Source organism: Cryptosporangium japonicum (assembly GCF_039524755.1).
Lineage (GTDB): Bacteria > Actinomycetota > Actinomycetes > Mycobacteriales > Cryptosporangiaceae > Cryptosporangium > Cryptosporangium japonicum.
Genome location: NZ_BAAAGX010000007.1, coordinates 236,875 through 261,065, shown reverse-complemented (window position 1 = coordinate 261,065; position 24,191 = coordinate 236,875). Strand labels below are relative to the sequence as shown.

Sequence of the window (24,191 nt, the reverse complement as noted above, 5' to 3'; positions counted from 1 at the left end):
CATCGGCGGCCCGACCTGCGGGCTTAGCGCATCTCCCCGGCTCCGGCGTAGGGGTGGCGGCTGGTCAGCAGGTCGCCCTCGGCGAACCGGGAGAGCCGGAAGTCCGACGCCGGGATCCGCGCGTCGGTGCTGACGCCGTCGAGGACCAGGTCGGCGACGAGCGCGCCGACCGCGGGGGAGATCTTGAACCCGTGCCCGCTGAACCCGGCGGCCACGATCAGCCCCTCGATCGGCGTGGCCGAGACGACCGGGTTGAAGTCCGGCGTGACGTCGTAACACCCGGCGTACGTGCCGGTGACCGCGGCGTCGGGCAGGCCGGGGAAGCGGTGGCCGACCTTCGCCGCGGTGAGCTCGACGAACGCCTCGGTGGCGCGGTCGGGGTAGTGGTCCGGGTCGGCGGGTTCGAGCGTGGCGAGGTCGCTGTTGCCGAACAGGATCCGGCCCGCACCCTCGGGCCGGACGTACTGCAGCGACACCAGGTCCGAGAAGACCGGCACCGCGCCCAGGTCCCGGCCGGGGTCGATCAGCACGATCTGCTCCCGGTGGACGACGATCGGCAGCGCGATACCGTGGGCGCCGAGCAGCGGCACGGACCACGGGCCGGCGGCGACGACCACGGTGCCGGCGGGCACGAGCTCGCCGTCGGTCAGGCGCACGCCGCCGACCGCGCCGCCGGTGACCAGGAGTTCCGCGACGGCCGCGCCCTGCCGGATCCGGACCCCGGCGCGGCGGGCACCGGCCGCGAACGCCTGCGCGGTCGAGTACGCGTCGCCGTACCCGCCGCGCGGCTCCCAGGCGAACGCGGCGAAGTCGTCCAGGTGGGCGGCCGGCCACAGCTCGGCGACCCGGGCGTGGTCGATCTCCTCGGTCTGCACCCCGACCGCGCGCTGGTCGGCGAGGCTCGCCCGCAGCGCGTCGACGTTCGGCGCGCCCACCCCGACGACGTAGCCGGTCGAGCGGAACCCGATGTCGGTCCCCAGGATCTCCTCGGCGTTCTCGAACAGCTCCAGGCCCACCGTGGCCATCGCGGCCAGCGACGGGACGCCGTAGTGGCACCGCACGACGCCGCTGGACTTGCCGGTCCCCCCGGAGCCGACCGTGGACCGCTCCAGCACGGTGACGTCGGTGACGCCACGCCGGGCGAGGCTCCAGGCGGTGGCGGTGCCGGCCAGCCCGCCACCGACGACGACCACGTCAGCCATGCGCGCCTCCGCTGTCTCCTGTCGAGAAACCAAGTGTCTCCCGAGGAGATTTCGCCGGGATTAACGCACGGCCGCCGAGAGCCGGTGCGCCTCGGCGAGCAGCAGCCGGCCCAACTGGGGCCGCCGGTGCGCCGCGAACCGGTGCTCGACCCCGGTGAGGCTCAACGCGCCGACCGGCTCCGACCGCGCGTCGAACACCGCGGCGCCCATGCCCCAGCTGCCCTCCACGATCAGGCCCGGGTTGACCGCGTAGCCGTCCCGGCGGGTCTCGGCGATCCGGCCGCGGAGCGCGTCGGGTGCGTGCTCCCGGCCGTAGGCGGCGGTGCGCTCGGCGTGCGACAGGTAGCGTTCGACGTCGGCATCGGGCAGGTAGGCGAGGATCGCCAGACCCGCGGACGCGACGCCGAGCGGGAACCGGATGCCCTCGTGCAGCACGTGCGAGCGGATCGGGAAGCTGCCGTCCTCGCGGAGCAGACAGACGGTCTCGTCGCCGCGCCGGACGGAGAAGAACGCGCTCTCTCCGGTCGCGTCGGCGAGCCGGCGCACCGAGGGCTGGGCCAGCGCGGTGACGTCGTAGCGGGCCGCCGCGGCGGTGCCGAGCAGGTACAGCTCCGGGCCGAGCTGCCAGCGGCCGGCCGGGTCGCGGTCGACCAGCCCTTCGCCGAGCAGCCCGGAGAGCAGCCGGTGGGCGGTCGGTCGGGCCAGACCCGTCGCGCGCGCCAGCTCCGAGGTCGTCGCGCCGTCCGGCTCGTGGGTGGAGAGCGCGCGCAGCACGGCGGCGGCACGGCCCAGCACGTCGATCGGTGCGTTCACTGAGTGGACGCTACTCGCGCTCGTCGTCCGCTGGCCGGTCTGTTGGCGTTCGGTGAGCGGCGCGACGTTGACGCCGGCCGCGCGGGCGGCCAGCATCGTCGGCCATGCACAAGGTCGTGGAGAGCGCCGCCGCGGCGGTCGCTGACGTTCCGGACGGCGCCACGCTGTCCGTCGGTGGGTTCGGGCTGTGCGGCATTCCGTCGGTGCTGATCCAGGCACTGCTGGAGGCCGGAACGAGCGACCTCGAGGTGGTGTCGAACAACGCCGGGGTCGACGGCTGGGGGCTCGGCGTGCTGCTCGGCGCCCACCGGCTGCGCCGGATCGTCGCCTCCTACGTGGGGGAGAACAAGGAGTTCGCCCGGCAGTACCTCGCCGGTGAGCTGGAGGTCGAGCTGACGCCGCAGGGCACGCTCGCTGAACGGATGCGCGCCGGCGGGTCGGGCATCCCCGCGTTCTTCACCGTCACCGGCGCGGGAACGCAGGTCGCCGACGGTGGGCTGCCGTGGAAGTACGGCCCCGACGGGTCGGTGCTGGTGGCCTCCCCGCGCAAGGAGACCCGCGAGTTCGGCGGCCGCGAGCACGTGCTCGAGGAGGCGATCGTCGCCGACTTCGGCCTGGTGCGGGCCTGGAAGGGCGACCGCCACGGCAACCTGGTCTTCCGCCGGGCCGCACGCAACTTCAACCCGCTCGCCGCGATGTGCGGCCGGGTCACGATCGCCGAGGTCGAGCACCTGGTCGAGCCGGGCGAGATCGACCCGGACGACGTCCACACGCCGGGCGTCTACGTGCACCGGGTGGTGGCGCTGACCCCGGAGCAGGCGTCGGACAAGCGGATCGAGAAGAGGACCGTGCGATGAGCTGGACCCGGGAGCAGATGGCCGCGCGGGCCGCGGCCGAACTGACCGACGGCTCGTACGTCAACCTCGGCATCGGGCTGCCCACGCTGGTGCCCAACTACGTCCCCGACGACGTCGAGCTGGTGCTGCAGAGCGAGAACGGCATCCTCGGCGTCGGGGCGTACCCGGCCGAGTCCGACGTGGACCCGGACCTGATCAACGCCGGCAAGGAGACCGTGACCGTCCGGCGCGGAGCGTCGTTCTTCGACTCGGCCACGTCGTTCGGCATGATCCGCGGCGGCAAGATCGACGCCGCGATCCTCGGCGCCATGCAGGTCTCGGCCGCCGGTGACCTGGCCAACTGGATGATCCCCGGCAAGATGGTCAAGGGCATGGGCGGCGCGATGGACCTCGTCCACGGCGCGGCCAAGGTCATCGTGCTGATGGAACACGTCGCCCGCGACGGCTCGTTCAAGATCGTCAACGAGTGCTCGCTGCCCTACACCGGCCGCCGGGTGGTGCACCGCGTCATCACCGACCTGGCCGTCCTCGACGTGACCCCGGAGGGTTTGCGGCTGGTGGAGCTGGCTCCCGGCGTCACCGAGGCGGAGGTCCGCGCCGCGACCGAACCCCCGCTGCTGGTGACGTCTTGACCCGGCCGCGCGGCGCCGTGCTGACGGCCCGCCCCGTCGACCCGGGGCGGGCCTTCGCCCGGCCCTAGCCGACGGGCACCGGCTCCTTCGGTTCGGTCGTCTCCGGCGCCCGGAGGGACTCCCCTTCGATGTCCACCTTCGGCAGCGCGCGATCCAGCCACCGCGGCAGCCACCACGCGCCCGGCCCCACCAGCGCCAGGACCGCCGGCACCAGCGTCATCCGCACCACGAACGCGTCGATCAGCACGCCCACCGCGAGCGAGAACGCGATCGGTTTGATGATCGCGTCGTCCGGGATGACGAACGTGGCGAACACGCTGAACATGATCAGCGCCGCCGCGGTCACCACCCGGGACGCGTGCCGGGCGCCGCCGAGCACCGACGGCAGCGCCTTCCCGGTGCGCACCCACTCCTCGCGGATGCCCGACACCAGGAACACCTCGTAGTCCATCGCCAGCCCGAACAGCACCGCCATCAGGATGATCGGCAGGAAGCTGATCACCGGCCCGGTCCGGCCCACCCCGAGCAGGTCGGAGAGCCAGCCCCACTCGAACACCGCCGCGGTGGCCCCGAACGACGCCGCGACCGACAGCAGGAACCCGATCGTCGCTTTCAGCGGCACCACCAGCGAGCGGAACACCACCAGCAACAACACCAGGCACAGTCCGACGACGACCGCGGCGAACGGCACCAGGGCGGCCGACAGCCGGTCGGAGACGTCGATCGCGATCGCGGTGTTGCCGGTGACCTGGATGCGGACGCCGGTCTGCGCCTCGATCGCACCGGCCCGGTCACGGATCGTGTCGACGAGGTCGGTCGTGGCCGGGTCGTCGGGTGCGGTCTCCGGGATCACCTGGATCAGCGCGTACCGGCCGTCCGGGGTGGGGGCCGGCGGCGTCACCGCGACGACGTCCGGCAGCGCGCCGAGGTCCTTCGCCACCAGGGCGGCCCGGTCGGCGTCGCCGTGGGCCAGGACGAGCAGGGGACCGTTGAAGCCGGGGCCGAACGTCGTGCTGACCGCGTCGTAGGTGACGCGTTGGTGGGTGCCCTCGGCGGCCGAACCGCCGTCGGGCAGCGCGAGGCGCAGGTCCTTGGCCGGGATCGCCAGCACGAGCAGGCCGACGACGACGGCGAGCACCGTCCACGCCGGACGCCGGGTGACGATCCGGGCCCAGCGCTCACCCCCGGTGGACGCCTCCGGGGCACCGCGGCGAGCCGCGCGCGACCCGGGCCGCGGGGTCAGCCGGTCACCGGCGAAGCCGAGCAGCGCGGGCACCACGGTCAGCGCCACCAGCACCGCGACCAGCACGGTCGCGGCCGCGCCGAGCCCCATCACGGTGAGGAACGGGATCCCGACGACCGACAGGCCGGCGAGCGCGATGATCACGGTCAGCCCGGCGAACACGACCGCGCTGCCCGCGGTGCCGTTGGCCAGGGCCGCCGACTCCTCCGGGGACAGGCCCCGCGCGAGCTGCGCCCGGTGACGGGAGACGATGAACAGCGCGTAGTCGATGCCGACGGCGAGGCCGATCATCAGCGCGAGCGTGATCGCGGTGGACGAGATGTCGCCGACCGCCGCGGTGGCCAGCAGCCCGAGCAGCCCCACTCCGACGCCGATCAACGCGGTCACCAGCGGGAGCCCGGCGGCGAGCAGCGAGCCGAACGTGACGACGAGCACGAGCAGGGCGACGCCGACGCCGATGAGTTCGAGCGCGCTGACCGACACCCCGTTCTCGGTGAACGCCGGCCCGCCGACCGACACGGTGAGACCGGCGTCCCGCGCCGGTGCGACGGCCCGCTCCAGCGCCTCGGGGTCGCCGGGGTGCGCGACGGCGTACTCGACCTGGGCCAGCGAGGTCCGCTGGTCGGCCGAGACCGCGCCGGTCTGGACGGCCTCGACCTGGGGTGCGCGGTCCACCCGGTCGAGGGTCCGGGTGACGACCGTCCGGTAGTCGGCGATGCGTTCGCCGGCCGGGGCGGTGAACACGATCTGGGCGGTGGCACCGGCCGCGGCCGGGAACTCGCGGCTGAGCGTGTCGCGGGCCTGCTGGGACTCCGACCCGGGGATCGAGAAGTCGTTGTCGAGCGAGCCGCCGAAGCCCACCACGAGTCCGATCAGTAACGCCAGGACGGCGGCCCAGGAGCCGAGCACGGCACCGCGGTGCCGGAACGCACCGCGTCCGAGTCGGTGGAGAAGCGTGGCCATGCGTAACCCCTCGCGCGTCGCGAAAATCTGTCAGTACTGACACTAACGCAAAGTGTCAGTACTGACAGAATAAAATTTTGGGATACTGCGCGCATGACCGCCGTCGGCCGCCGCGAGCTGCACAAGCAGGAGACCCGCCGAGCACTGCAGGAGGCCGCGGTCCGGCTGTTCGAGCAGGACGGGTACGACCGCACGACCGTGCGTGACATCGCGGCCGCGGCCGGCGTCACCGAGCGCACGTTCTTCCGGTACTTCGCGACCAAGGAGGAGCTGGTGCTCGGGGAGGTGCTCGACCTGCTGCCGGTGATCCGCGAGGCGGTGATCGGACGCCCCGCCGGGGAGGCGCCGTACCAGGCCGTGCGCTCCGCGCTGCTCGCGTTGCTGGACGGGCTCGACCGCGGCATCGGCATCCTGTTCGCGAGCGAGGAGGGCGCGACGCCGTCCGCGCTGGCCGTGATCCACCAGGTCGAGGAGGCGCTCGAGGCCGCGTTCGTCGCCCGGGGCGTCGCCGCGGGGCTGCCCGCCTCGGTGCTCTCGAAGGCCGCGACGGCCGCGGTGCACAGCACGATCGAGACCCACACCAAGCTCCCCGAGGACCAGCGCACCGTCGACAACGCCCGCCGCCTGCTCGGCGAGGCGTTCGCCCTGCTGGAGAGCTGACGCCTGCGTTCGCGGTGTCCCGCTGGGGCACCGATCCGTGCTCCCGCGGGTCGTGGAGCCCGACCGGACCCACCGGCTCGCCCGCCGACCGGCGGATCGTCGGCAGCCACCGGCGGCTCGTCGACCACCTCGCGTCCGGAGCGGACGTCGGGCTGGGGCGGCCGGTGACGCACGTGCGCGGCACCGACGGTGGGGTGGCGCTCTGGTGTCCGCGGACGGCGACGCGCCGTGCACCGACGCGGCGATCGCCGCGGTCGGCGCCGGCCACCACGGGAACTGGTGCGCGCGGCGACACGGCGGCGCTCCAAGAGTCCTCGGTGGTCAGGCGGCGAGGAGAGGAGCGATGGGATCGTCGTGTTCGGCGGCCCGGCGGTAGTGGGCCGCGCTGGACGGGTCGCCGTGGGCGGCGCAGGCCAGGGCCTAGGCGTCGCCGCGCAGGCCCCGGGGGAGTGCGCGGGCGGTGGCGACGCTGCGGGTGATGGCCACCGGCCACCGGCCGTCGAGATAGGCGACCATGGCGGCCAACAGATTCGCCGGGAGCGGGAGCGGGTGCGGGTGGCCGGATCGGCCGCGGATCTCGCCGGCGACCGCCGCGTGGTGGTCGGGCGGGACCTCGCCGCGCAGAACCGGATCAGCCCTGGCGCCGATGCCCCACCCATCGGAGTGGGCGCGTTCGACTAGTCGCCGGCGCGGTGGACGCGGAGCTCCAGATCGATGAACGCGCCGATCATCGCGCGGTAGGTGGCTTCAACGACCGCGGGGTCGGCCCCCGACTCGTCGGCGAGCGCGCGGACCTTGGCGATCACCTGCTCGACGCGGGCCGGCGCGCGCACGGCGTCGGAATCGGCCTTGAGGCGGCCGGCGCGCCGGACGAGCTGCTCCCGGCGCGCCAGCAACCCGACGATCTCGCGGTCGAGCCCGTCGATCGCGGACCGCAGATCGGTCAGCTGGTCAGTACCCGGCCCGCGGTCAGCTTCCATTCCCGCAGACTACGGTCCTTCGTCACGTCCGCGACCGTGTAGGGGTCCTGGTCGACCAGCGCCTGCGCGGCGGCCTCGTCGTCGGCCTCGAGCACGATGATGCCGCCGCTCAGGTCGGCGAGCGGGCCGGCGGCCAGCAGCTGACCCCGCTCGGTCAGCGACGCGAGGTGCGCGAGGTGGTCGTCGCGGCGCTCGGCGCGCAGCGGGGTGTCGTGGTAGCCGTAGGTGAGGACGAACGTGGCCATGGGGGTGTTCCTCTCAGTCGGTCAGGCGGTAGACGCGTCGGGCGTTCTCGGCGAAGATCCAGCGCTGCTGCTCGGCCGGGAGCCCGGCGAGCGCGGCCCGCCAGGCGTCGACGAGCGTCGGCATCGTGGTCCAGAGTTTCTCGATCGGGAAGTTCGTGCCGAACATCGCGCGCTCCGGGCCGAACAGCTCCAGCACGGTGTCGGTGACGAGCCGGAGCAGGCCGGGATCGACGCGGTGCACGAACGTGCCCTGGCCGGTGAGCTTCACGACGACGTTCGGCTGCTCGGCCAGCCGGCTCATGCCGGCGCGCCAGGCCTCGTCCTCGCCGGGAATCAGCATTCCCGCGTGGACCAGCACGAACGTGAGCCCGGGGAAGGCGGCGACGAGCGTCGCCGCGTCGGCCATCTGGGCGGGGAAGACCTGGAGCTCGAACAGCCAGCCGAGTTCCTCGACGACGGCCAGGTTCCGGGCCAGCACCGGGTCGAGCAGCGCGTCGGGGCGCGCGGCGAACCGGAACTCGGGGCGTTCGTGCCAGTGCAGCTGATGACGGGTGCCGCGCAGGAGCGGCGACAGCGACGCCTGCGCGCGCAGGATCCGGGCGGCCGGTTCGAAGAGGTTCGCGGCGCCGATCACCGCGGTGGGCCACCCGCTGGCCGCGTGCACGTCGGCGAGCCACCGCACCTCGTCGAGCACCCGGGGCAGCGGCCAGTTCGTCTGCACGTAGACCGACTCGGTGATGCCCGCGCCGGTCGCGTCGGCGACGTACTCGTCGATCAGGTAGTCGCGCCGGATCGGCTCGTACGGACCGAAGATCCGGGGCACCGGTGCTCCGGAGAGCCACTCGAGGTCGTCCCGGCGCCAGACGTGGTGGTGGGCGTCGACGATCGGACCGGTGTAGGTCACGGGCACAGTCCTTTCCGGGCACGGTACGCGGACTCCAGGTCGTCGACCCCCTCCAGCGCGGCGAGGTTCCCGGCGACCGCGGCCATCGCCCGGGTGACCGGCCGGTACGCCGGGTCGCGGGCCAGCGGCGACCACCACACCAGGCGGTGGCCGAGCCGGCGCAGGTGCCGGACCGCGGCCACCATCGCGGCGGGATCCCCGCGTTCCAGGCCGTCGGAGAACACGACGACCACCGCACCGCGGACCAGGGCCCGGTGGTCGGCCAGGAAGCCGGTGAGCGCGTGCCCGATCCGGGTGCCGCCCTCGGCGTCGAGGACGCTCGACGCGAGCCCGGCCAGCGCCGCGTCCGGGTCGGCGACGCGCAGGGCCGGTGTGGCGTGCGTGAGCTCGGTGCCGAACGTGAACACCTCGGCCCGCTCGCACGAGCGCACGGCCGCGTGTCCGAACCGGAGCAGGTCCGCGGTGTGCCGTTTCATCGACCCGGAGACGTCGATCAGCAGCACGAGCCGGCGCGGCCGGGTGGGGCGTCGCCGCCAGCGCAGGTGGACCACCTCGCCGTGGGTGCGTGCGGCCTCGCGGGCGACGCGCCGGACGTCGAGCGTGTCGCCGCGCCGGGCCGGGCGGCGCCGCCGGTCGGTCACCCGGGGGAGGGCCGACGGTAGGTCACGCCGGATCCGGGCGAGGAGGTGGTGCTGGGTGGTCACCGCGAACCGGAGGTGACCGGGGCGGGCGGTGGGGCTCGCGGTGAGGCCGCTGCCGGGGTCGGGGTGGAGTTCGGTCGCGTCGTGGCCGCGCTCGCCACCGGGGGCCGGGGTCTCGGTGGTGCCGGGCGTCGGTACCGGGGCCACCGGCAGGTCGGCGAACCAGCGCCAGAAGATCGGTTCGAAGATCTCGTGCTCGGCGGGCGAGGCGGTGAGCGTGATCCGGGCGGTCCAGTACAGGTCGGCCGGGTCGACCGCGCGCAGGAAGCGGACCGTCTTCTCCGGGGTGACGCCGACGCCGTGGGCCGCCAGGTCACCGACGAACCCGTGCAGGTGGTCGGTCATCGGGCCGATCACGTCAGCACCCCCTGCGCCAGCCGGACGTCCTCCTCGTACTTCACCAGCAGCCCCAGTGCGCGCCGGAGCGCGTCCGGCCACGGGACGCCCTCGTCGGTGAGCACCTGCGCGCCCCGGGCCCAGGCGATCGACTCCGCGATGCCCGGCCGTTTGACCGGCCCGAGGTCGCGGACCGCGTTGACCGCGTCGACCAGGCGCCGGGCGCTCTCGGTGTCCAGGCCGGGGGCCTTGACCCGGACGATCTCGCGTTCGCGGGCGGCGTCCGGGTAGGGGATCCAGTGGTAGAGGCACCGGCGTTTGAGGGCGTCGTGCAGGTCGCGGGTGCGGTTGGACGTCAGCACGACGATCGGTGGGGTCCCGGCGTGGACCGGGCCGAGTTCGGGGATCGTGATCCGGAAGTCGGCCAGGAACTCCAGCAGGAACGCCTCGAACTCGGCGTCGGCCCGGTCGATCTCGTCGATCAGGAGCACCGACGGGGTGCGCAGCGCGGCCAGCAGCGGCCGTTCGAGCAGGAACGGTGCCGAGTAGATGTCGGCACCCGACTTCAGCTGCAGGAGCTGTTTCGGGTAGTCCCACTCGTACAGGGCGTGGGCGGCGTCGAGCCCTTCGTAACACTGCAGCCGCACCAGCGTGCGGCCGGACACCTGGGAGAGCGCGGTGGCCACCTCGGTCTTGCCGACGCCGGGCTCGCCTTCGAGCAGCAGCGGCAGCTCGAGCTTCCCGGCCAGGTGGATCGCGGTGACCAGCCCGTCGTCGGCCAGGTAGCGCCGGCGCCGGAGCGCGTCCGCCAGCTCAGCGCGGTTCACGCAGCGCATCCAGTCCGCGCAGCACCGACTCCGGGGTGAACGGCATCACCGTGAGGCGGACGCCGACCGCGTCGTAGATCGCGTTGGCGATGGCCGGGATCGGTGCGTTCGCGGTCATCTCCCCGATGCCCTTCGCCCCGAACGGGCCGGTGCCGGCCGGGCGTTCGAGCAGCACGCTGACCTGGGTCGGGCAGTCGGCCGGGCCGGGCATCAGGTAGTCGCTGAAGCTGGTCGGCCCGTGGTCGCGGGACGCGGGATAGCCCGGCTCGCACGACTCGAACAGCGCGTGCGAGACGCCCATCCAGGCGCCGCCCTCGACCTGCTGGGTGGCCAGGCCCGGGTTGATCGTGCGCCCGACCTCGTAGGTGTTGTGCAGGCTGACCACCTCGACGACACCGGTCTCGTCGTCGACCACGACGTCGGCCACCGTGCACGCGTGGGCCTGGCAGGAGTCCGGGTCCATCTCCCCGGTCTCCGGATCGGGATAGTTGCGTTCCTTCAGGTAGATCCCGCGCCCGGAGATCGTCCGGCCCTGGGCGAAGTGCGCGGCCAGCGCGACGTCGCTGACGTGGATACGGCGCTGCGCGGCGCCCTTGACCACGATGTAGCCGGTGCCGTCGGTCTCCAGGTCCTCGGCGTCGGTCTCCAGCTCGTCCGCCGCGACCTGCAGCATCACCGCGCGGGCCTCGTTCGCGGCCATGATCACCGCGTTGCCGACGCGGTGCGTGCCGCGGCTGGCGAACGTGCCCATGCAGTGCGGGCCGGTGTCGGTGTCGGCGGTGTCGACGATCACGCTCTCGACCGGCACCCCGAGCGTCTCGGCCGCGCACTGCCGGGCGACGGTCGTGATGCCCTGCCCGAGGTCGACCGAGGAGAGCGTGACGACGAACGCGCCCATCGTGGTGGCGTGCACGAGGGCCTGCGACGGGTCGCCGCCGAGGTTCATGCCGGTGGGGTAGTTGACCGAGGCGTAACCCCGGCCGCGACGCAGTGCCATCAGCGTTCCTTCCCGGAGGACAGGGCGCGGAACTCGGGCGCCAGCGGATACGCCACCAGGTCCGCGGCGCGTTGCACGACCTCGATCAGCGCGGTGCCCTCGGCGACCTTCCGGTGCGCCTTCATGTCCCCGTCCCGGTACGCGTTGATCAGCCGGAACTCCAGCGGCCCGATCCCCAGCTCGCGGGCCAGCCGGTCCATCTGCGACTCCAGCGCGAAGTCGGCGATCGTCACCCCGAACCCCCGCATCGCGCTGGACGGCGTCCGGTTCGTGAACACGCAGTGGGCGTCGACGTACACGTTGGGGATCGCGTACGGGCCGGGCAGGTGGGCCGCGGCCTTCGTGGTGCCGTACGGGCTGTGCCGCTGGTACGCGCCCGCGTCGACGTAGAGCACGACCTTGCGCGCGACGATGCGCCCGTCGGCCGTCACGCCGTCGGTGATGTAGAGCCGTTCGGCCGCCCGCGGCGAGGAGACCTGCATCTCCTCCTCGCGGCTGTAGACGAACTTGACCGGCCGGTTCGTGAGCGACGCGGCGATGCAGGCCAGCGGCTCGACCATCACGTCGACCTTGCCGCCGAACCCCCCGCCGACCGTGCCGCCGACGACCTGCAGATCGGCGAACGGCCGGTCGATGATCAGCGCGGTGTTGTCCAGGGTGAAGAAACACGCCTGGGTGTTGCTGTGGATGCGCAGCCGCCCGTTGCCCTGCGGAACGACGACGCAGCCGGTCGTCTCGGTCGGCGCGTGCTCGATCGGGGCCGAGCTGTAGCGCCAGCTGAAGACGTGGTCGGCGGCCGCGAAGCCCGCCTCGACGTCGCCGAAGCGCACCCGGCGGCAGTGGTGGCCCTCGTAGACGAACCAGTTCGTGCCGCTGCGCTTGAACGGCGGCGCGGTCAGGGCCTCCTCGACGTCGAACACCGGTGGGAGGTCGGTGTAGTCGACGGTGACCCGCGCGGCGCCCTCCCGGGCCGCCTCCTCGGTGGTGGCCACCACGGCCACGATCGGTTCGCCCCGGTAGAGCACCCGGTCCTCGGCCAGCACGGGCTCGTCGTCGGGCTCGATCCCGATCAGGCGCAGCACGTTGTACCAGTTCGACGGCACGTCGGCGTGGGTGATCACGCGCAGCACGCCGGGCACGTCGTAGGCCGGCGCGACGTCGACGGAGTTGATCAGCGCGTGGTGCCGGGTGGACCGGTGGATCTTCAGGTGCGTGAGCCCGGGCGGGTTGGTGTCCTCGAAGAACGCGGTGCGGCCGGTGACGTGCCCGCGCGCGTCCGCCCGCTGCACCGTCGACCCGATGACGTGGAACGAGCCCGCGCGCTCGTCGCGGAAGTAGTCGTGGTCGATCGTCGTCATGACGCCGCCGTCCGCCGCCGCGCCGCGTCGAGGACGGCCGTGACGATCGGCGTGTAGCCGGTGCACCGGCACACGTTGCCGGAGAGCGCCTCCTCGACCTCCTCCCGGGTGGGATCGGGGTTGCGCTCCAGCAGCGCCTCGGCCGACATGATCATGCCCGGCGTGCAGTACCCGCACTGCATCGCGAACCCGTCCAGGAAGGCCTGCTGGACGTCGTCCAGCGTGCCGTCCGCGCCGGCGACGCCCTCGATCGTGGTGACCGTCGCCTCGTCCACAGTGGCCAGCGGGACGAGGCAGGACACCACCGGTGCGCCGTCGAGCAGCACCGTGCAGCTGCCGCAGCTGCCCTGGGCGCAGCCGCGCTTGGCCCCGGTCAGGCCGAGCGACTCGCGCAGCGCCAGCAGCAGGGTGGTGGCCGGGCGGGCGATCAGCTCGGTCGGCGCGCCGTTCACGGTCAGGGTGACCAGATGAGAAGCCATGCGGTGCTCCTTCAGCGGCCGAGCAGGGCTCGTCGGAGGTGGACCGGGAAGACGCGGTGGCGGTACCAGGCCGAGGCGTACGCGTCGTCGGCCGGCGCCAGGTGCGCACGCATGGCCTCGGCGGCGGCCTCGACCGCGCCGGGGTCGGCACGCAGCACCGCCTCGGCGGCGTGCGCGCGCAGCGGACGCGGGGCCACCCCGCCGAGCGCGATGCGTTCGCCGTCGACCGCCACGCTGACGATCGCGGCCGAGTTGTGGCGGCGGCGGGTGGCCTTGTGGAAGCGGAAGCGCGCCGGCACCGCGAACGTCACCGCGGTGACCAGCTCGCCGGCGGGGACACCGTCGGCGAGCGGCACGCGCCGGCCGCCGTACACCTCGACGGTGGCGTCCAGCGCGAGCAGCGCCACCGCGAGGTCACCGTAGGGCTGCGGGACGAACAGGTTGCCGCCGACGGTGGCCAGGCTGCGTACCGGGGGAGAGGCGAGGGCACGCAGGCACGGCCGGAGGAACGCCAGGCGGTCGTCGGCCTCGAGCGTGGCCAGCGTGGTGGCCGCGCCGAGCCGGACCTCCGTGCCGTCGACCTCGACGCCGTCGAGCCCGGCGCGACGCAGGCTGATCAGGCCGGTCGGCGGGAACGCGCGCTCGTTGAACCGGGGCATGAGCCAGGTGCCACCGGCCAGCACCGTGCCACCGTCGCGTAAGGCCTGGTGGGCGGCGGCCGGATCTCGGGGGACGTGCACTGCGCTGAACACGTGCGACCTCCGATAAAATTATCGATATCGATAACACCCTAGGAACGGCGTGCCGCCGCGGTCAAGGCATGATCGACACGTGACCAAGCCGACGTTGAGCGAACAGATCCGGGACGCGCTGCTCCACCGCATCGTCACCGGGGAGCTCACCGACGGCGAACGCCTGGTGGAGACCCGGATCGCGGCCGAGTTCGGCACCAGTCAGGCCCCGGTGCGCGAGGCGCTGCGCGAGCTGGAGGGTCTCGCGCTGATCCAGAGCCGGCCGCGCCACGGCCGCACCGTCGTGCCGTTCGCCGAGCAGACGATCCGCGAGGCCTATGTGGTGCGTGCGGCGCTCGAGGAGGCCGCCACCCGCCTGGCGATGCTGCGTGGCTCGTTCTCCGCCGACGTGCTCGCCGCGGCGGTGACCGAGATGTCGCGCTGCGCGGCCGACGGCGACCGGGACGGCGTCTGCGCGGCCAGCGTCGCGTTCCACCGGCACGTCGTCGAGGCCGGCGACAACCTGCTGCTGCGCCGGTCGTGGGAGGCGCTGCAGATCGAGGCGCGCACGATGATCGCGCTGGTGACGCTGGAACCGTCGCTCACCGCGGTCGCGGCCGAGCACCGGGACCTGCTCGACGTGATGCGAGCCGGCAACGTCGAGGACGCGTGCCGCCACGCACGCGAGCACCAGCTGGCCTACGCCGAGCTCCCGGTGGTCGCCGAGGACGCGCTGGCGGCACCGGCCGGGTGACCGCTACCGCCGCGCCCCGGTAACCGGCAGGATGTGGCCGTGCGAGAGCGGTTACACGGCCGGGACGAGGAACTGGGGCGGCTCGACGAGCTGGTCGCCGCGGCGCGGGACGGACACGGCGGGGCGCTGCTCGTCGTCGGCGAACCGGGGATCGGCAAGACCGCGCTGCTGAGCGCCGTGACCGGGCCCCGGGTGATCCGGCTGGAGGGCTACGAGGCCGAGTCGGCGATCCCGTACGCCGGCGTGCACCGGCTGGTGCTCCCGCTGCGTGAACACCTCCCCGGCCTGCCCGGACGCCAGCAGGAGGCGTTGCGTGTCGCGGCCGGCCTGGCCGACGGGCCGGCACCCGACCGCTACCTGGTCGGCCTGGGCGTGCTGGGGCTGCTGATCGCCGCCCGGGAGCCGCTGCTCGGCCTCGTCGACGACGCGCACCTGCTCGACGCCGAGTCGCTCGAGGCGCTGGGTTTCGTCGCGCGACGGCTGGAGGCCGAGCCGGTCGCGTTCGTGTTCGCCGCCCGGGGCGAGCTCGCGCTGGCCGGCGTGCCGCTGCTGCGCCTCGGCGGCCTGGACGCCGGTTCGGCCGCGACGCTGCTGCGCTCGGTGTCGGCGGACCCGATCGACCCGGCGACCGCCGCGCGGATCGTCGCCGCGACCGGCGGGAACCCGCTCGCGCTGATCGACCTGGCCGGCGAGCTGAGCGTCAAGCAGCTCACGGTCGCCGACGAGCCGATCCCGGTCGGCAGCCGGCTCGAGCAGCTGTACCTGCGCCAGGTGCGCGGCACGGCGTCGCAGCGGCAGGAGTGGCTGCTGATCGCCGCGGCCGACTCCACCGGCAACGTCGACCTCGTCCGCGCCGCCGCCGCGGCGCTCGGCCTCCCCGACACCGCGGGCGACGAACCCGACCTCACCGGCCTCGTCGAGCTGGGAAGCACGTTGCGGTTCCGGCACGCGCTGGTGCGCTCGGCGGTCTACAACGGCGTGTCCGGCGCGGAGCGGCGGCGGGCGCACCGGGCGCTCTCCGCGAGCGCCGCCGAGCTCGGGCTGGTGGAGCAGGCGGCCTGGCACGCCGCGAAAGCCACCGTCGGCACCGACCCCGACGTCGCCGACCGGCTGGAGCAGGTCGCCGACCTGGCCGGGCGCCGCGGCGGTTTCCGGTCCCGCGCGGACGTGCTGACCGAGGCGGCCCGGCTGAGTCCACCCGGCCCGGTCCGCGACCGCCGCCTGCTCACCGCGGCCGAGGCCGCCCTGGCCGCCGGCGCCGCCGGGCTCGCCCGCAGCCTGGTCGAGGACCTGCGTGACGACGCGGTCGACCACGTCACCCGCGGCCGCCTGATCAGCGTCCGCGTCGGCCACGCGTTCTTCACCGGCGAACCGGCGATCGTGCGTGGCGCCGCCGAGATGCTCACCGCGGCCGCGTGCTTCTCCGGGCACGACGTCGCCGCCGAGCAGGACGCGCTGATCATGGCGTTCAACCGCCTGCTCCCGGTCGAGCGCAGCACCACCGACGTGCCGCTGACGACGCTCGGGCGGCGCATGCTCGACGGCGCCGCGCTCGCCGACGGGGTCGCCGGCACGATCCTGCGCGCGTTCGGCACGCTGCTGCTGCGCCCCTACCGCGAGGCGGTGCCCGACCTGCGTGCCGCGGCCGCGGTGATCGACTCGCTCACCGGCCCGGACCTGATCCGGTACGGCCTGGTCGGGGTACCGCTGCACACCGCGCTCTGGGACGCCGACGCGATCCGCCGCACCGTCGACCGGGTCGTGGAGACCGCCCGGGAACTGGGTTCCCTGCAGGTCATCGACACCGTGCTGTGGACGATGTCGCTGTCGCTGCTGAGCATCGGCACACCACGCGAGTCCGAGGAACACATGGCCCGGGTCCGCCGGCTGCGACGCGCCCTCGGCTGGGACGCCGAGCACGTCGTGAACGGCGCGCTGCTGGCCTGGTCGGGCGGGCCGCGCGAGCACGTCGAGGCGATCGCCGACGGCGCGCTCGCGGTCGGGTGGGGCGGGGTGCACGCGGCCGGCGTGTCCGCGCTGGGCGTCCGCGACCTGGCCGAGCGCCGCTACCAGGACGCCTACGCCCGGTTGAAGCCGTTCGTCGACGACCCGTTCCTGCACGTCACGCCGCTGAACTACGGGGACTTCGCCGAGGCGGCCGCGCGCAGCGGTCACCCGGACGAGGCCGCCGCGATCACCGCGCGGCTGGAGGAGATCGCGGCCGCCAACCGAGCACCGTGGGCCACGCTGATCGCGCGGCGCTCGCGCGCGCTGATCACCGACGACGAGGCGTGTTACACCGAGGCGGTGAGCGTGGCCGGTCCGCCGGTCGAGCGGGCCCGCGCGCACCTGGTCTACGGCGAGTGGCTGCGCCGGGTCCGGCGGCGGCGCGAGGCCCGCGAGCAGGCGCGGCGCGCGCTGGAGATGTTCGAGGACGCCGCCGCGCCCGCGTTCGCCGAGCGGGCCCGCGCCGAGCTGGCGGCGCTGACCCCGTCGTCCGACGGTGCGCCGCTGACCGCGCAGGAGCTCTCGGTCGCGCGCCTCGCCGCCGGGGGCGCCACCAACGCCGAGATCGGCGCGGCGCTGTTCATCAGCCCGAACACGGTCGACTACCACCTCCGCAAGATCTACCAGCGGCTCGGCATCACCTCCCGGCGCCAGCTCGGGGGGCGCCTCGGGTAACGGACTACGCGCCCCACGTGGTCCGCGCGGTGCCACCGGCACCGGAGGCTGGGCGGAACACGTGGAGGGGGCGGGAGTGCTGCAGGTCTACGACACGGCGTCGCTCGCGCGGCACGAGCGCGCCGACGCGATCGCGACGATGATGCGCGAGGCGGCCCACGCCTCGGTCTGGGAGCAGCCGCCGACCGCGCACGAGGCCGAGCTGCGCCTCGAATCGTGGAACCTCGGCCCGGTGCGGCTGCTCAACACGCGCACCTCGCCGCACCGCGCGTTCCGCACCCGGCGGCAGGCCCGGGGCTCGTCCGGCCCACCGGTGGTCGCCCTCGGCGTGACGTTGCGCGGCGACGGGTTCCAGACCCAGTCCGGCACCCGGGTGGCCTCGGCCCGCAACGCGCTCTACCTGCTGGAGATGAGCGCCCCGTTCGAGCACGAGCGGCACACCACCACGTGGGCGTACACGCTGCACGTGCCCGGCGACCAGCTGGGTCTGCCGCTCGACTCCGTCCACCGGGCCCGCGGTGCCCTCGCGAGCAGCCCGCTGTACCGGCTGATGTCCCGGCACCTGCGCGAGCTGTTCCGCGACCAGTCCGCGCTGACCGCCGACCCGGCGGCCGCGCAGCTCGGCGCGGCCACGATCGAGCTGGTGCGTGCGCTGGTGGCCTCGGCCGCGCACGACCGGCGGCACGCCCGGCCGGCGCTGGACGCGGTCTTCCTGGAGCAGGTGAAGTTCTTCGTCGACACGAACCTCGCCGACCCCGACCTGACGCCGACGGCGATCGCGGCCGCCCACCACGTGTCCGAGCGGCACCTGTACAAGGTCTGCGCGGCGGCCGGGATCCGGCTCGAGCAGTGGATCATCACCCGCCGGCTGGAGCGCGTCCGCGACGAGCTGGCCGACCCGGCGGCCCGTCACCGCACGATCGCGGCGGTCGCCTACCGGTGGGGTTTCGTGAACCGCTCGCACTTCGCCCAGCGCTTCCGCGCCGCCTACGGGGTGACCGCCCGCGAGTGGAGAGCGCTGAACCGTTGATTTCCTGCTGTTCCACCCGGGCACCGGCTCGCCTTCCCCAAGGAGTACGACGCATGAGCACGATCGTCCTGATCCACGGCCTCTGGATGACCCCGCGCAGCTGGGAGGCGTGGGTTCCCTACCTCGAGTCCAAGGGCCACCGCGTGGTCACCCCGGCCTACCCCGGCTTCGAGATCGAGGTCGAGGCGCTGCGGACGAACACCGACGTCATCGCGAACCTCACCGTGCCCGGGACCGTCGACCACCTGGCCGGGGTGGTCGAGTCGCTCGACGAGTCGCCGATCCTGATCGGACACTCCTTCGGCGGGACGCTGACCCAGCTCCTGGTCGCCCGCGGCCTGGGCAGCGCGGCGGTGGTGATCGACTCGGCACCCACCGAGGGTGTGCACGTCACGCCGCTCTCCCAGGTGCGCTCGCTGTTCCCGACGCTGAGCAACCCGGCCACCTACCACCGTGCGGTGGGCTTCACGCCGGAACAGTTCCACTACGCGTTCGCCAACACGCTGCCGCGCGAGGAGTCCGACAAGGCGTTCGAACGCTACGCGATCCCGGCGCCGGGCAACTGGATCTGGGCCTACGGCCTGCTCGCCAACCTCACGCCCGGCCACCAGGAGACCTGGGTCGACTACGACCGGGACGACCGCGCGCCGCTGCTGTTCATCGGCGGCGGCTCCGACCACATCATGCCGCCGTCGGTGAACAGGTCGAACGCCAAGCACTACGCGAAGTCGTCGGCGCTGACCGAGTACCACGAGTTCCCGGGGCGTTCGCACTGGACGTGCGCCGAGCCGGGCTGGGAGGCGGTCGCCGACTACGCGGTCGACTGGGCGGTGAAGCACCGCCGCTGAGCCCCGGTCGGAGTGCGCCCGCCGGGTGGCGGGCGCCGCTCACCGCTGCGTCCGGCCCCAGGTGGCGTCGGTGGTGAGCGTGCGGATCCGGTAGAGGCTGGTGGACGCGGTGACGTACAGGTCGGTGCCGTCCGGGCCGCCGAAGCAGAGGTTGGACACCTTCTCCGGCACCGGGATCCGGGTCACCAGCCGGCCGTCGGGCGAGAGCACCTGCACCGCGTCCAGGCTCGACGTCCAGATCCGCCCGGTCACGTCGACGCGGAAGCCGTCGGAGCAGCCCGGCAGCACGGTGGCGAAGTCACGTCCGTTGCTCGCCGTGCCCCCGGCCACGTCGTAGACCCGGATCAGGCCGCGAGCGGTGTCGACCGTGTCGGACACGTAGAGCAGGCTCTCGTCCGGGGAGAACGCCAGCCCGTTGGGGCGCCGCAGCTCGGTGATCGCGGGCTCGAGGACTCCGGGGCCGGGCCGGTAGCGGAACACCCAGCACCCGCCGTACTCCATCTCGCCCGGGTGACCCTCGTCGGGCTCGGTGATGCCGTACGGCGGGTCGGTGAACCAGATCGCCCCGTCGGAGGCCACGACGATGTCGTTGGGTGAGTTGAGCCGGTGCTCGCCCCACCGGTCGACGAGCGTCGTCGGCTCGCCGTCGACCTCCATCTCGACGCAGCGGCGCCCGTGCGAGCACTGCAGCACCCGCCCGGCCAGGTCGAGCGTGCGCCCGTTGGTGAACTCGACGTTCCGCCGGTGCACGTGGGTCCGCCCGGTGCGCGAGTCGTACTCGTAGATCGTGTTGCCGTGGATCTCACTCCACCGCACGCTCTGGGTGCCGGGCAGCCAGACGGGGCCCTCACCCCAGCTCCCGCCGGTCCAGACCCGCTCCAGCCGGGCGCCCGGCTCTACCGCTGTCATCAGGTGATCGAAGCTCACATCGGGCGCGGTGTCGACCGGTTCGACCGGTTCGGCCGGACCGGTCGACACCGGGGGATCAGGCCTGCCGGTGGCCCAGCGCCTCGGCCAGCGCCACCGCGTTGCGCTTGTCCTGGCGCGGGAAGGTCAGCGCCACCCCGTCGCCCTGGTTGCCGAACGCGAGACGCAGCAGCGTGAACAGCCCGATCTGGGCCTCCACCAGCGAGACGTGGTGACGCGGCACCTCGCCGAGCACCTTCTTGCCCGGCCCGCCCAGCATGGTCTGCTGCAGGAAGATCAGCCGGCGGTCGGTGAGCACCACGAACTGTTCCTTCCTGGCCATGAGCACCGCCGCGCCGACCCCGCCGACGCCCTCCATGACCAGTCCCTTCTTCAGCACGGTGCCGGCCCGGCTGTCGGTGAACTTGCCGACGTTCGTGCGCACCGCCGCGACCGGCTGCTCTCCGGGCTGGAGCACCGGAGCGACGATCTGGAACGCCTTGGTCTGTAATGCCTCGCGCATCGCGCTTTCCCCCGTGGGAGTGAGCTGATCGAACGCGACACGGTAACCGGGGTTCTCCGCGAATTCTCCGGAAGTGGAGCACTGTCGCGCGAGCGTCGCGCGGCCCCGACCGTGAGTGGTTGTCTGCCCCGACTCCGCTGGTCGTCAGGGATGATGGGGCGGTGCCCGAGGGAGACACCGTGTTCCTGCTCGCGCGCCGGTTGAACGACCGGCTGCGCGGCGAGGTCGTGCGCCGCTCGGACTTCCGGGTACCGCGCCACGCCACCGCCGACCTGTCCGGCGCCACCCTGCTGGCCACCCACACGCACGGCAAACACCTGCTGACCCGGTTCGACGACCCGCACAGCGGTCCGCTCACCCTGCACACCCACCTGCGGATGGACGGCTCCTGGACGGTGCTCGGGCCCGGCAAACGGCTGCCGCGCCGGATCGAGCCGGACGTGCGGGTCCGGCTGGACTTCGCGAACGGGCGCAGCGCCGCCGGGATCAAGCTTCCGGTGGTCGAACTGGTGCGGACCGCCGACGAGGGCGGGCTGACCGCGCACCTCGGCCCCGATCCGCTGCGCGAGGACTGGGACCGCGCCCTGGCGATCGACCGGCTCACCGCCGACGCGGACCGGGCGGTCAGCGCCGCGCTGCTCGACCAGACCCGGATGGCCGGCCTCGGCAACCTCTGGGTCAACGAACTGTGTTACCTGCGCGGGCTCTCGCCGTGGACGCCGGTGCGCGACGTCGACGTGCCCGCCCTGGTGGATCTGGCCGCCCGGCTGCTGCGGTTCTCGGTCAGCACGCCCGGCGCCACCCAGGTCACCACCGGCGACACCCGGCCCGGGAACAGCCACTGGGTGTCCGGCCGGGCCGGGCGGCCGTGCCGGCGCTGCGGCACCCGGATCGAGGTGGTGGCCGAGGTCAGCGGCGACCCCGAACGCCGCCGCACCTGGTGGTGCCCGCGCTGCCAGCCCGGCCCGCCTCCCGGCCCCGGGCGCACGCGGTGAGCGGGACGACCGGATCGGACGGGCGGCTCGAGTCGTCGATCCTCGACCTGCTGGCCCGGCGCGCCACCGGGGCCACCATCTGCCCCTCCGAGGTGGCCCGGCAGCTGGGCGGCGAAAACTGGCGGCCGCTGATGGAACCGGTGCGGGCGGCCGCCCGGCGCCTGGTGGCGGCCGGACGGGTCGAGATCACCCAGGGCGGCGAGGTGGTCGACCCGGAGACGGTACGTGGCCCGATCCGGATCCGCACCCGCGTCCGACCCGCCCGCCGCCCCGGAAACGCGCGCTGATCCGCGGTTGTCGTCGAGCCGGTGCGGAGCGCGTTCACCCTGCCCGCGCTGCCGCCGGCGCCGGAGCGGACGGTCACCGGGCCGCCGCCGCGCCGGTCGGTGTGGCGGATTCGCGCGGATGGCATCACCCACCCCTACCCCTAGGATCGCGCGCATGACTGCGATCGTCGGTATCGCCAGCGGCGGAACCGTCCACATCGGTGGTGACTCGGCCGGGGTCTCCGGCTACGTCGTGCACACCCGCGCCGACTCCAAGGTGTTCGTGACCGGGTCGTACGCGTTCGGCTTCACGACCAGCTTCCGGATGGGCCAGCTGATCCGCTGGGCCTGGACACCACCCGAGCCCCCGGCCACCGACCTCGAGCGCTTCCTGTCGACGACGTTCGTCGACGGGCTGCGTGAATGCCTGAAGACCGGCGGCTGGGCGAGCAAGGACAACGAACGCGAATGCGGCGGCGTGTTCCTGGTCGGCGTCGCGGGGCGGCTGTTCAACGTCGACTCGGACTACCAGGTCGGCGAGTCCGCCCACGGCTACGACGCGGTCGGCGCCGGCGAGGAGGTGGCGCTGGGCGCGCTGTACGCGACCGCTCGCACCCGGATGAGCCCCCGCAAGCGCTTACAGCTCGCCCTGGAGGCGGCCGAGGCGTTCAACGGCAACGTCACCGCCCCGTTCGCGTACGTCTCGACACCGAGCTGAGCGGACGGCGCGGCCCCGGCCGACGGGGGGCGCCGGCCGGGGGTGCGGGTCAGTCCAGGGTGCGGGAGCGGACCAGGGAGGCGTACCAGCGGGCGCTGTCCTTGGGGGTGCGCTCGAGCGTGTCGTAGTCGACCCGGACGATGCCGAAGCGCTTCGAGTACCCGTAGGACCACTCGAAGTTGTCCAGCAGCGACCACAGGAAGTAGCCGCGCACGTCCACGCCCTTCGCGCGGACGTTGGCCACCGCGCGCAGGTGGCGGCGGACGTAGTCGGTGCGGTCGGCGTCGTGGATCTGGCCGTCCTCGGCGACGACGTCCGGGAACGCGGCGCCGTTCTCGGTGACCATCAGCGCCTGGTCGGGGTAGCGCTCGCCCAGCTCGACCAGCAGGTCCTCCAGGCCCTGCGGGTCGATGTTCCAGCCCATGTCGGTGTGCGGCGGGTCGGTGGGCAGGAACTCGACGTCGTCGGCGCCGGGCCAGGCGGTGGCCGACGACGCGCCGTGCCCGTCGGCGCGCAGGCGCTCGCCGCTGCCGTCCCAGAGCTGCACCCGGTTGGTGCTGTAGTAGTTCACGCCGAGGACGTCGATGGGCTGGCGGATGATCTCCAGGTCACCGTCCCGCACGAACGACCAGTCGGTGATGCCGCTGGTCACCTCGAGCGAGTCGGCCGGGTAGGCGCCCTCGAGCATCGGCCCCAGGAAGACGCCGTTGGCCAGCGCGTCGACCTTGCGCCGGGCCTCCTCGCCGGTCGCGCCGACCGGGCGGAAGACGTGCAGGTTGAGCGTCACCGAGAACTCGGCGTCGGCCCGGACGACCTGGCGGAGCTCGCGCAGCGCCAGCCCGTGGGCCAGGTTCAGGTGGTGCACCGCGGTCAGCGCGGCCAGCGGCTCGGTGCGGCCGGGCGCGTGGACACCGGAGCTGTAGCCGAGGTACGCCGAGCACCAGGGCTCGTTCAGCGTCGTCCAGGTGTGGACGCGGTCGCCGAGGGCCTCGCCGACCACCCGGGCGTACGCGGCGAACGCCTCGGCCGTGCTCCGGACCGTCCAGCCGCCCTCGTCCTCGAGCGCCTGCGGCAGGTCCCAGTGGTAAAGCGTGGCCACCGGGCGGATGTTGCGGGCCACCAGCCCGTCGACCAGGCGGGAGTAGAAGTCCAGGCCGGCCTGGTTCACCGCGCCCCGGCCGGCCGGGATGATCCGGGGCCAGGCGATCGAGAACCGGTACGCCTCGAGGCCGAGCTCGGCCATGAGGTCGAGGTCGGCGTCGAGCCGGTGGTAGTGGTCGTCGGCGACGTCACCGGTGTCGCCGTTGAGCACCTTGCCGGGCGTGTGGCTGAAGGTGTCCCAGATCGACGGGCCGCGGCCGTCCTCCTGAGCGGCCCCCTCGATCTGGTACGACGCGGTCGCGGAGCCGAACACGAACTCAGCGGGGAACTGCATCTCTGGTCCTCGCTCTCCCTGGGAGTATGATAGCGCTCTCACAGCTTCCCATATCCCGTTGCGCGCGGGGGCGGGGCAGCGGGCATGATGGGTACGTGCTTGCCGC

General features: G+C 73.5%; 26 protein-coding genes. 11 read left to right on the top strand and 15 right to left on the bottom strand.

Going from position 1 to position 24,191, the window contains the following annotated elements; translation table 11 throughout:
* Nucleotides 1-23: 23 nt before the first annotated feature.
* A complete protein-coding gene (locus tag ABD437_RS09710; protein WP_344648431.1) occupies nt 24-1,202 on the bottom strand; it encodes an NAD(P)/FAD-dependent oxidoreductase in 1,179 nt (392 codons plus the stop codon).
* 60 nt (nt 1,203-1,262) lie between these two features.
* Entirely contained in the window at nt 1,263-2,015 is a 753-nt protein-coding gene (locus ABD437_RS09705) for an IclR family transcriptional regulator (protein ID WP_344648430.1), read from the bottom strand.
* A 104-nt stretch (nt 2,016-2,119) separates the two neighbouring features.
* On the opposite strand from ABD437_RS09705, the gene ABD437_RS09700 reads away from it, so the two are divergent.
* Complete coding sequence (locus ABD437_RS09700; protein WP_344648429.1) at nt 2,120-2,872, top strand: CoA transferase subunit A; 753 nt, start codon at nt 2,120-2,122, stop codon at nt 2,870-2,872.
* On the top strand, nt 2,869-3,504 hold the full coding sequence (locus ABD437_RS09695) for a CoA transferase subunit B (RefSeq protein WP_344648428.1): 636 nt from the start codon (nt 2,869-2,871) through the stop codon (nt 3,502-3,504). Before ABD437_RS09700 ends, ABD437_RS09695 begins: the two co-directional genes overlap by 4 nt.
* Nucleotides 3,505-3,568: 64 nt before the next feature.
* On the opposite strand, the gene ABD437_RS09690 is transcribed toward ABD437_RS09695, so the two are convergent.
* A complete protein-coding gene (locus ABD437_RS09690) occupies nt 3,569-5,710 on the bottom strand; it encodes an MMPL family transporter (protein WP_344648427.1) in 2,142 nt (713 codons plus the stop codon).
* Nucleotides 5,711-5,803: 93 nt separating this feature from the next.
* Between ABD437_RS09690 and ABD437_RS09685 the strand changes: the two genes are divergently transcribed.
* Complete coding sequence (locus tag ABD437_RS09685; RefSeq protein WP_344648426.1) at nt 5,804-6,370, top strand: TetR/AcrR family transcriptional regulator; 567 nt, start codon at nt 5,804-5,806, stop codon at nt 6,368-6,370.
* A gap of 677 nt (nt 6,371-7,047) precedes the next feature.
* Here ABD437_RS09685 and ABD437_RS09680 read toward each other — a convergent pair.
* The 9 genes from ABD437_RS09680 to ABD437_RS09640 are packed head-to-tail and all read right to left on the bottom strand — an operon-like array spanning nt 7,048 to nt 13,949.
* Nucleotides 7,048-7,350, bottom strand: a complete 303-nt coding sequence (locus ABD437_RS09680) for a chorismate mutase (protein ID WP_344648425.1) — start codon at nt 7,348-7,350, stop codon at nt 7,048-7,050.
* Nucleotides 7,314-7,595, bottom strand: coding sequence for a YciI family protein (locus ABD437_RS09675; RefSeq protein WP_344648424.1), 282 nt, complete (start codon nt 7,593-7,595; stop codon nt 7,314-7,316). The genes ABD437_RS09680 and ABD437_RS09675 overlap by 37 nt, the downstream gene beginning before the upstream one ends.
* A 13-nt stretch (nt 7,596-7,608) precedes the next feature.
* Nucleotides 7,609-8,499 carry an amidohydrolase family protein gene (locus ABD437_RS09670; protein ID WP_344648423.1) on the bottom strand — a complete coding sequence of 297 codons (891 nt, stop codon included), beginning with the start codon at nt 8,497-8,499 and terminating at the stop codon, nt 7,609-7,611.
* Complete coding sequence (locus tag ABD437_RS09665) at nt 8,496-9,557, bottom strand: vWA domain-containing protein (RefSeq protein WP_344648422.1); 1,062 nt, start codon at nt 9,555-9,557, stop codon at nt 8,496-8,498. The genes ABD437_RS09670 and ABD437_RS09665 overlap by 4 nt, the downstream gene beginning before the upstream one ends.
* Nucleotides 9,554-10,363 carry an AAA family ATPase gene (locus ABD437_RS09660; RefSeq protein WP_344648421.1) on the bottom strand — a complete coding sequence of 270 codons (810 nt, stop codon included), beginning with the start codon at nt 10,361-10,363 and terminating at the stop codon, nt 9,554-9,556. Before ABD437_RS09660 ends, ABD437_RS09665 begins: the two co-directional genes overlap by 4 nt.
* On the bottom strand, nt 10,350-11,360 hold the full coding sequence (locus ABD437_RS09655) for a xanthine dehydrogenase family protein molybdopterin-binding subunit (protein ID WP_344648420.1): 1,011 nt from the start codon (nt 11,358-11,360) through the stop codon (nt 10,350-10,352). Before ABD437_RS09655 ends, ABD437_RS09660 begins: the two co-directional genes overlap by 14 nt.
* Nucleotides 11,360-12,718: a xanthine dehydrogenase family protein molybdopterin-binding subunit gene (locus tag ABD437_RS09650; RefSeq protein WP_344648419.1), complete on the bottom strand. Its 1,359-nt coding sequence runs from the start codon at nt 12,716-12,718 to the stop codon at nt 11,360-11,362. Before ABD437_RS09650 ends, ABD437_RS09655 begins: the two co-directional genes overlap by 1 nt.
* Nucleotides 12,715-13,197: a (2Fe-2S)-binding protein gene (locus ABD437_RS09645; RefSeq protein ID WP_344648418.1), complete on the bottom strand. Its 483-nt coding sequence runs from the start codon at nt 13,195-13,197 to the stop codon at nt 12,715-12,717. Before ABD437_RS09645 ends, ABD437_RS09650 begins: the two co-directional genes overlap by 4 nt.
* Nucleotides 13,198-13,208: 11 nt before the next feature.
* A complete protein-coding gene (locus ABD437_RS09640; protein WP_344648417.1) occupies nt 13,209-13,949 on the bottom strand; it encodes an FAD binding domain-containing protein in 741 nt (246 codons plus the stop codon).
* A gap of 79 nt (nt 13,950-14,028) precedes the next feature.
* On the opposite strand from ABD437_RS09640, the gene ABD437_RS09635 reads away from it, so the two are divergent.
* The 4 genes from ABD437_RS09635 (at nt 14,029) to ABD437_RS09620 (ending at nt 19,242) form a co-directional block, all read left to right on the top strand.
* Nucleotides 14,029-14,682: a GntR family transcriptional regulator gene (locus ABD437_RS09635; RefSeq protein ID WP_344648416.1), complete on the top strand. Its 654-nt coding sequence runs from the start codon at nt 14,029-14,031 to the stop codon at nt 14,680-14,682.
* Nucleotides 14,683-14,721: 39 nt separating this feature from the next.
* The gene (locus tag ABD437_RS09630) at nt 14,722-17,364 is read left to right on the top strand and encodes a helix-turn-helix transcriptional regulator (protein ID WP_344648415.1); all 2,643 of its coding nucleotides are present in this window, start codon (nt 14,722-14,724) and stop codon (nt 17,362-17,364) included.
* A 76-nt stretch (nt 17,365-17,440) separates the two neighbouring features.
* Nucleotides 17,441-18,394 carry a helix-turn-helix domain-containing protein gene (locus ABD437_RS09625; protein ID WP_344648414.1) on the top strand — a complete coding sequence of 318 codons (954 nt, stop codon included), beginning with the start codon at nt 17,441-17,443 and terminating at the stop codon, nt 18,392-18,394.
* A 53-nt stretch (nt 18,395-18,447) separates the two neighbouring features.
* Nucleotides 18,448-19,242 carry an alpha/beta hydrolase gene (locus ABD437_RS09620; protein ID WP_344648413.1) on the top strand — a complete coding sequence of 265 codons (795 nt, stop codon included), beginning with the start codon at nt 18,448-18,450 and terminating at the stop codon, nt 19,240-19,242.
* Between the two features lie 39 nt (nt 19,243-19,281).
* Here ABD437_RS09620 and ABD437_RS09615 read toward each other — a convergent pair whose 3' ends face one another.
* Nucleotides 19,282-20,151, bottom strand: a complete 870-nt coding sequence (locus tag ABD437_RS09615; RefSeq protein ID WP_344648412.1) for an SMP-30/gluconolactonase/LRE family protein — start codon at nt 20,149-20,151, stop codon at nt 19,282-19,284.
* Between the two features lie 76 nt (nt 20,152-20,227).
* On the bottom strand, nt 20,228-20,671 hold the full coding sequence (locus ABD437_RS09610; protein WP_344648411.1) for a hypothetical protein: 444 nt from the start codon (nt 20,669-20,671) through the stop codon (nt 20,228-20,230).
* A 161-nt stretch (nt 20,672-20,832) separates the two neighbouring features.
* Between ABD437_RS09610 and ABD437_RS09605 the strand changes: the two genes are divergently transcribed.
* From ABD437_RS09605 to ABD437_RS09590, 4 genes are read left to right on the top strand one after another with little or no spacing between them, the layout of a single operon-like run.
* Nucleotides 20,833-21,666: a DNA-formamidopyrimidine glycosylase family protein gene (locus ABD437_RS09605; RefSeq protein ID WP_344648410.1), complete on the top strand. Its 834-nt coding sequence runs from the start codon at nt 20,833-20,835 to the stop codon at nt 21,664-21,666.
* On the top strand, nt 21,663-21,953 hold the full coding sequence (locus tag ABD437_RS09600) for a DUF3253 domain-containing protein (RefSeq protein WP_344648409.1): 291 nt from the start codon (nt 21,663-21,665) through the stop codon (nt 21,951-21,953). Before ABD437_RS09605 ends, ABD437_RS09600 begins: the two co-directional genes overlap by 4 nt.
* 21 nt (nt 21,954-21,974) lie before the next feature.
* A complete protein-coding gene (locus ABD437_RS09595) occupies nt 21,975-22,097 on the top strand; it encodes a hypothetical protein (protein ID WP_344648408.1) in 123 nt (40 codons plus the stop codon).
* A gap of 10 nt (nt 22,098-22,107) precedes the next feature.
* A complete protein-coding gene (locus ABD437_RS09590) occupies nt 22,108-22,650 on the top strand; it encodes a hypothetical protein (protein ID WP_344648407.1) in 543 nt (180 codons plus the stop codon).
* Nucleotides 22,651-22,699: 49 nt separating this feature from the next.
* Here the strand turns inward: ABD437_RS09590 and ABD437_RS09585 are convergent, their stop codons facing one another.
* The gene (locus tag ABD437_RS09585; RefSeq protein ID WP_344648406.1) at nt 22,700-24,085 is read right to left on the bottom strand and encodes a GH1 family beta-glucosidase; all 1,386 of its coding nucleotides are present in this window, start codon (nt 24,083-24,085) and stop codon (nt 22,700-22,702) included.
* Nucleotides 24,086-24,191 lie beyond the last annotated feature (106 nt).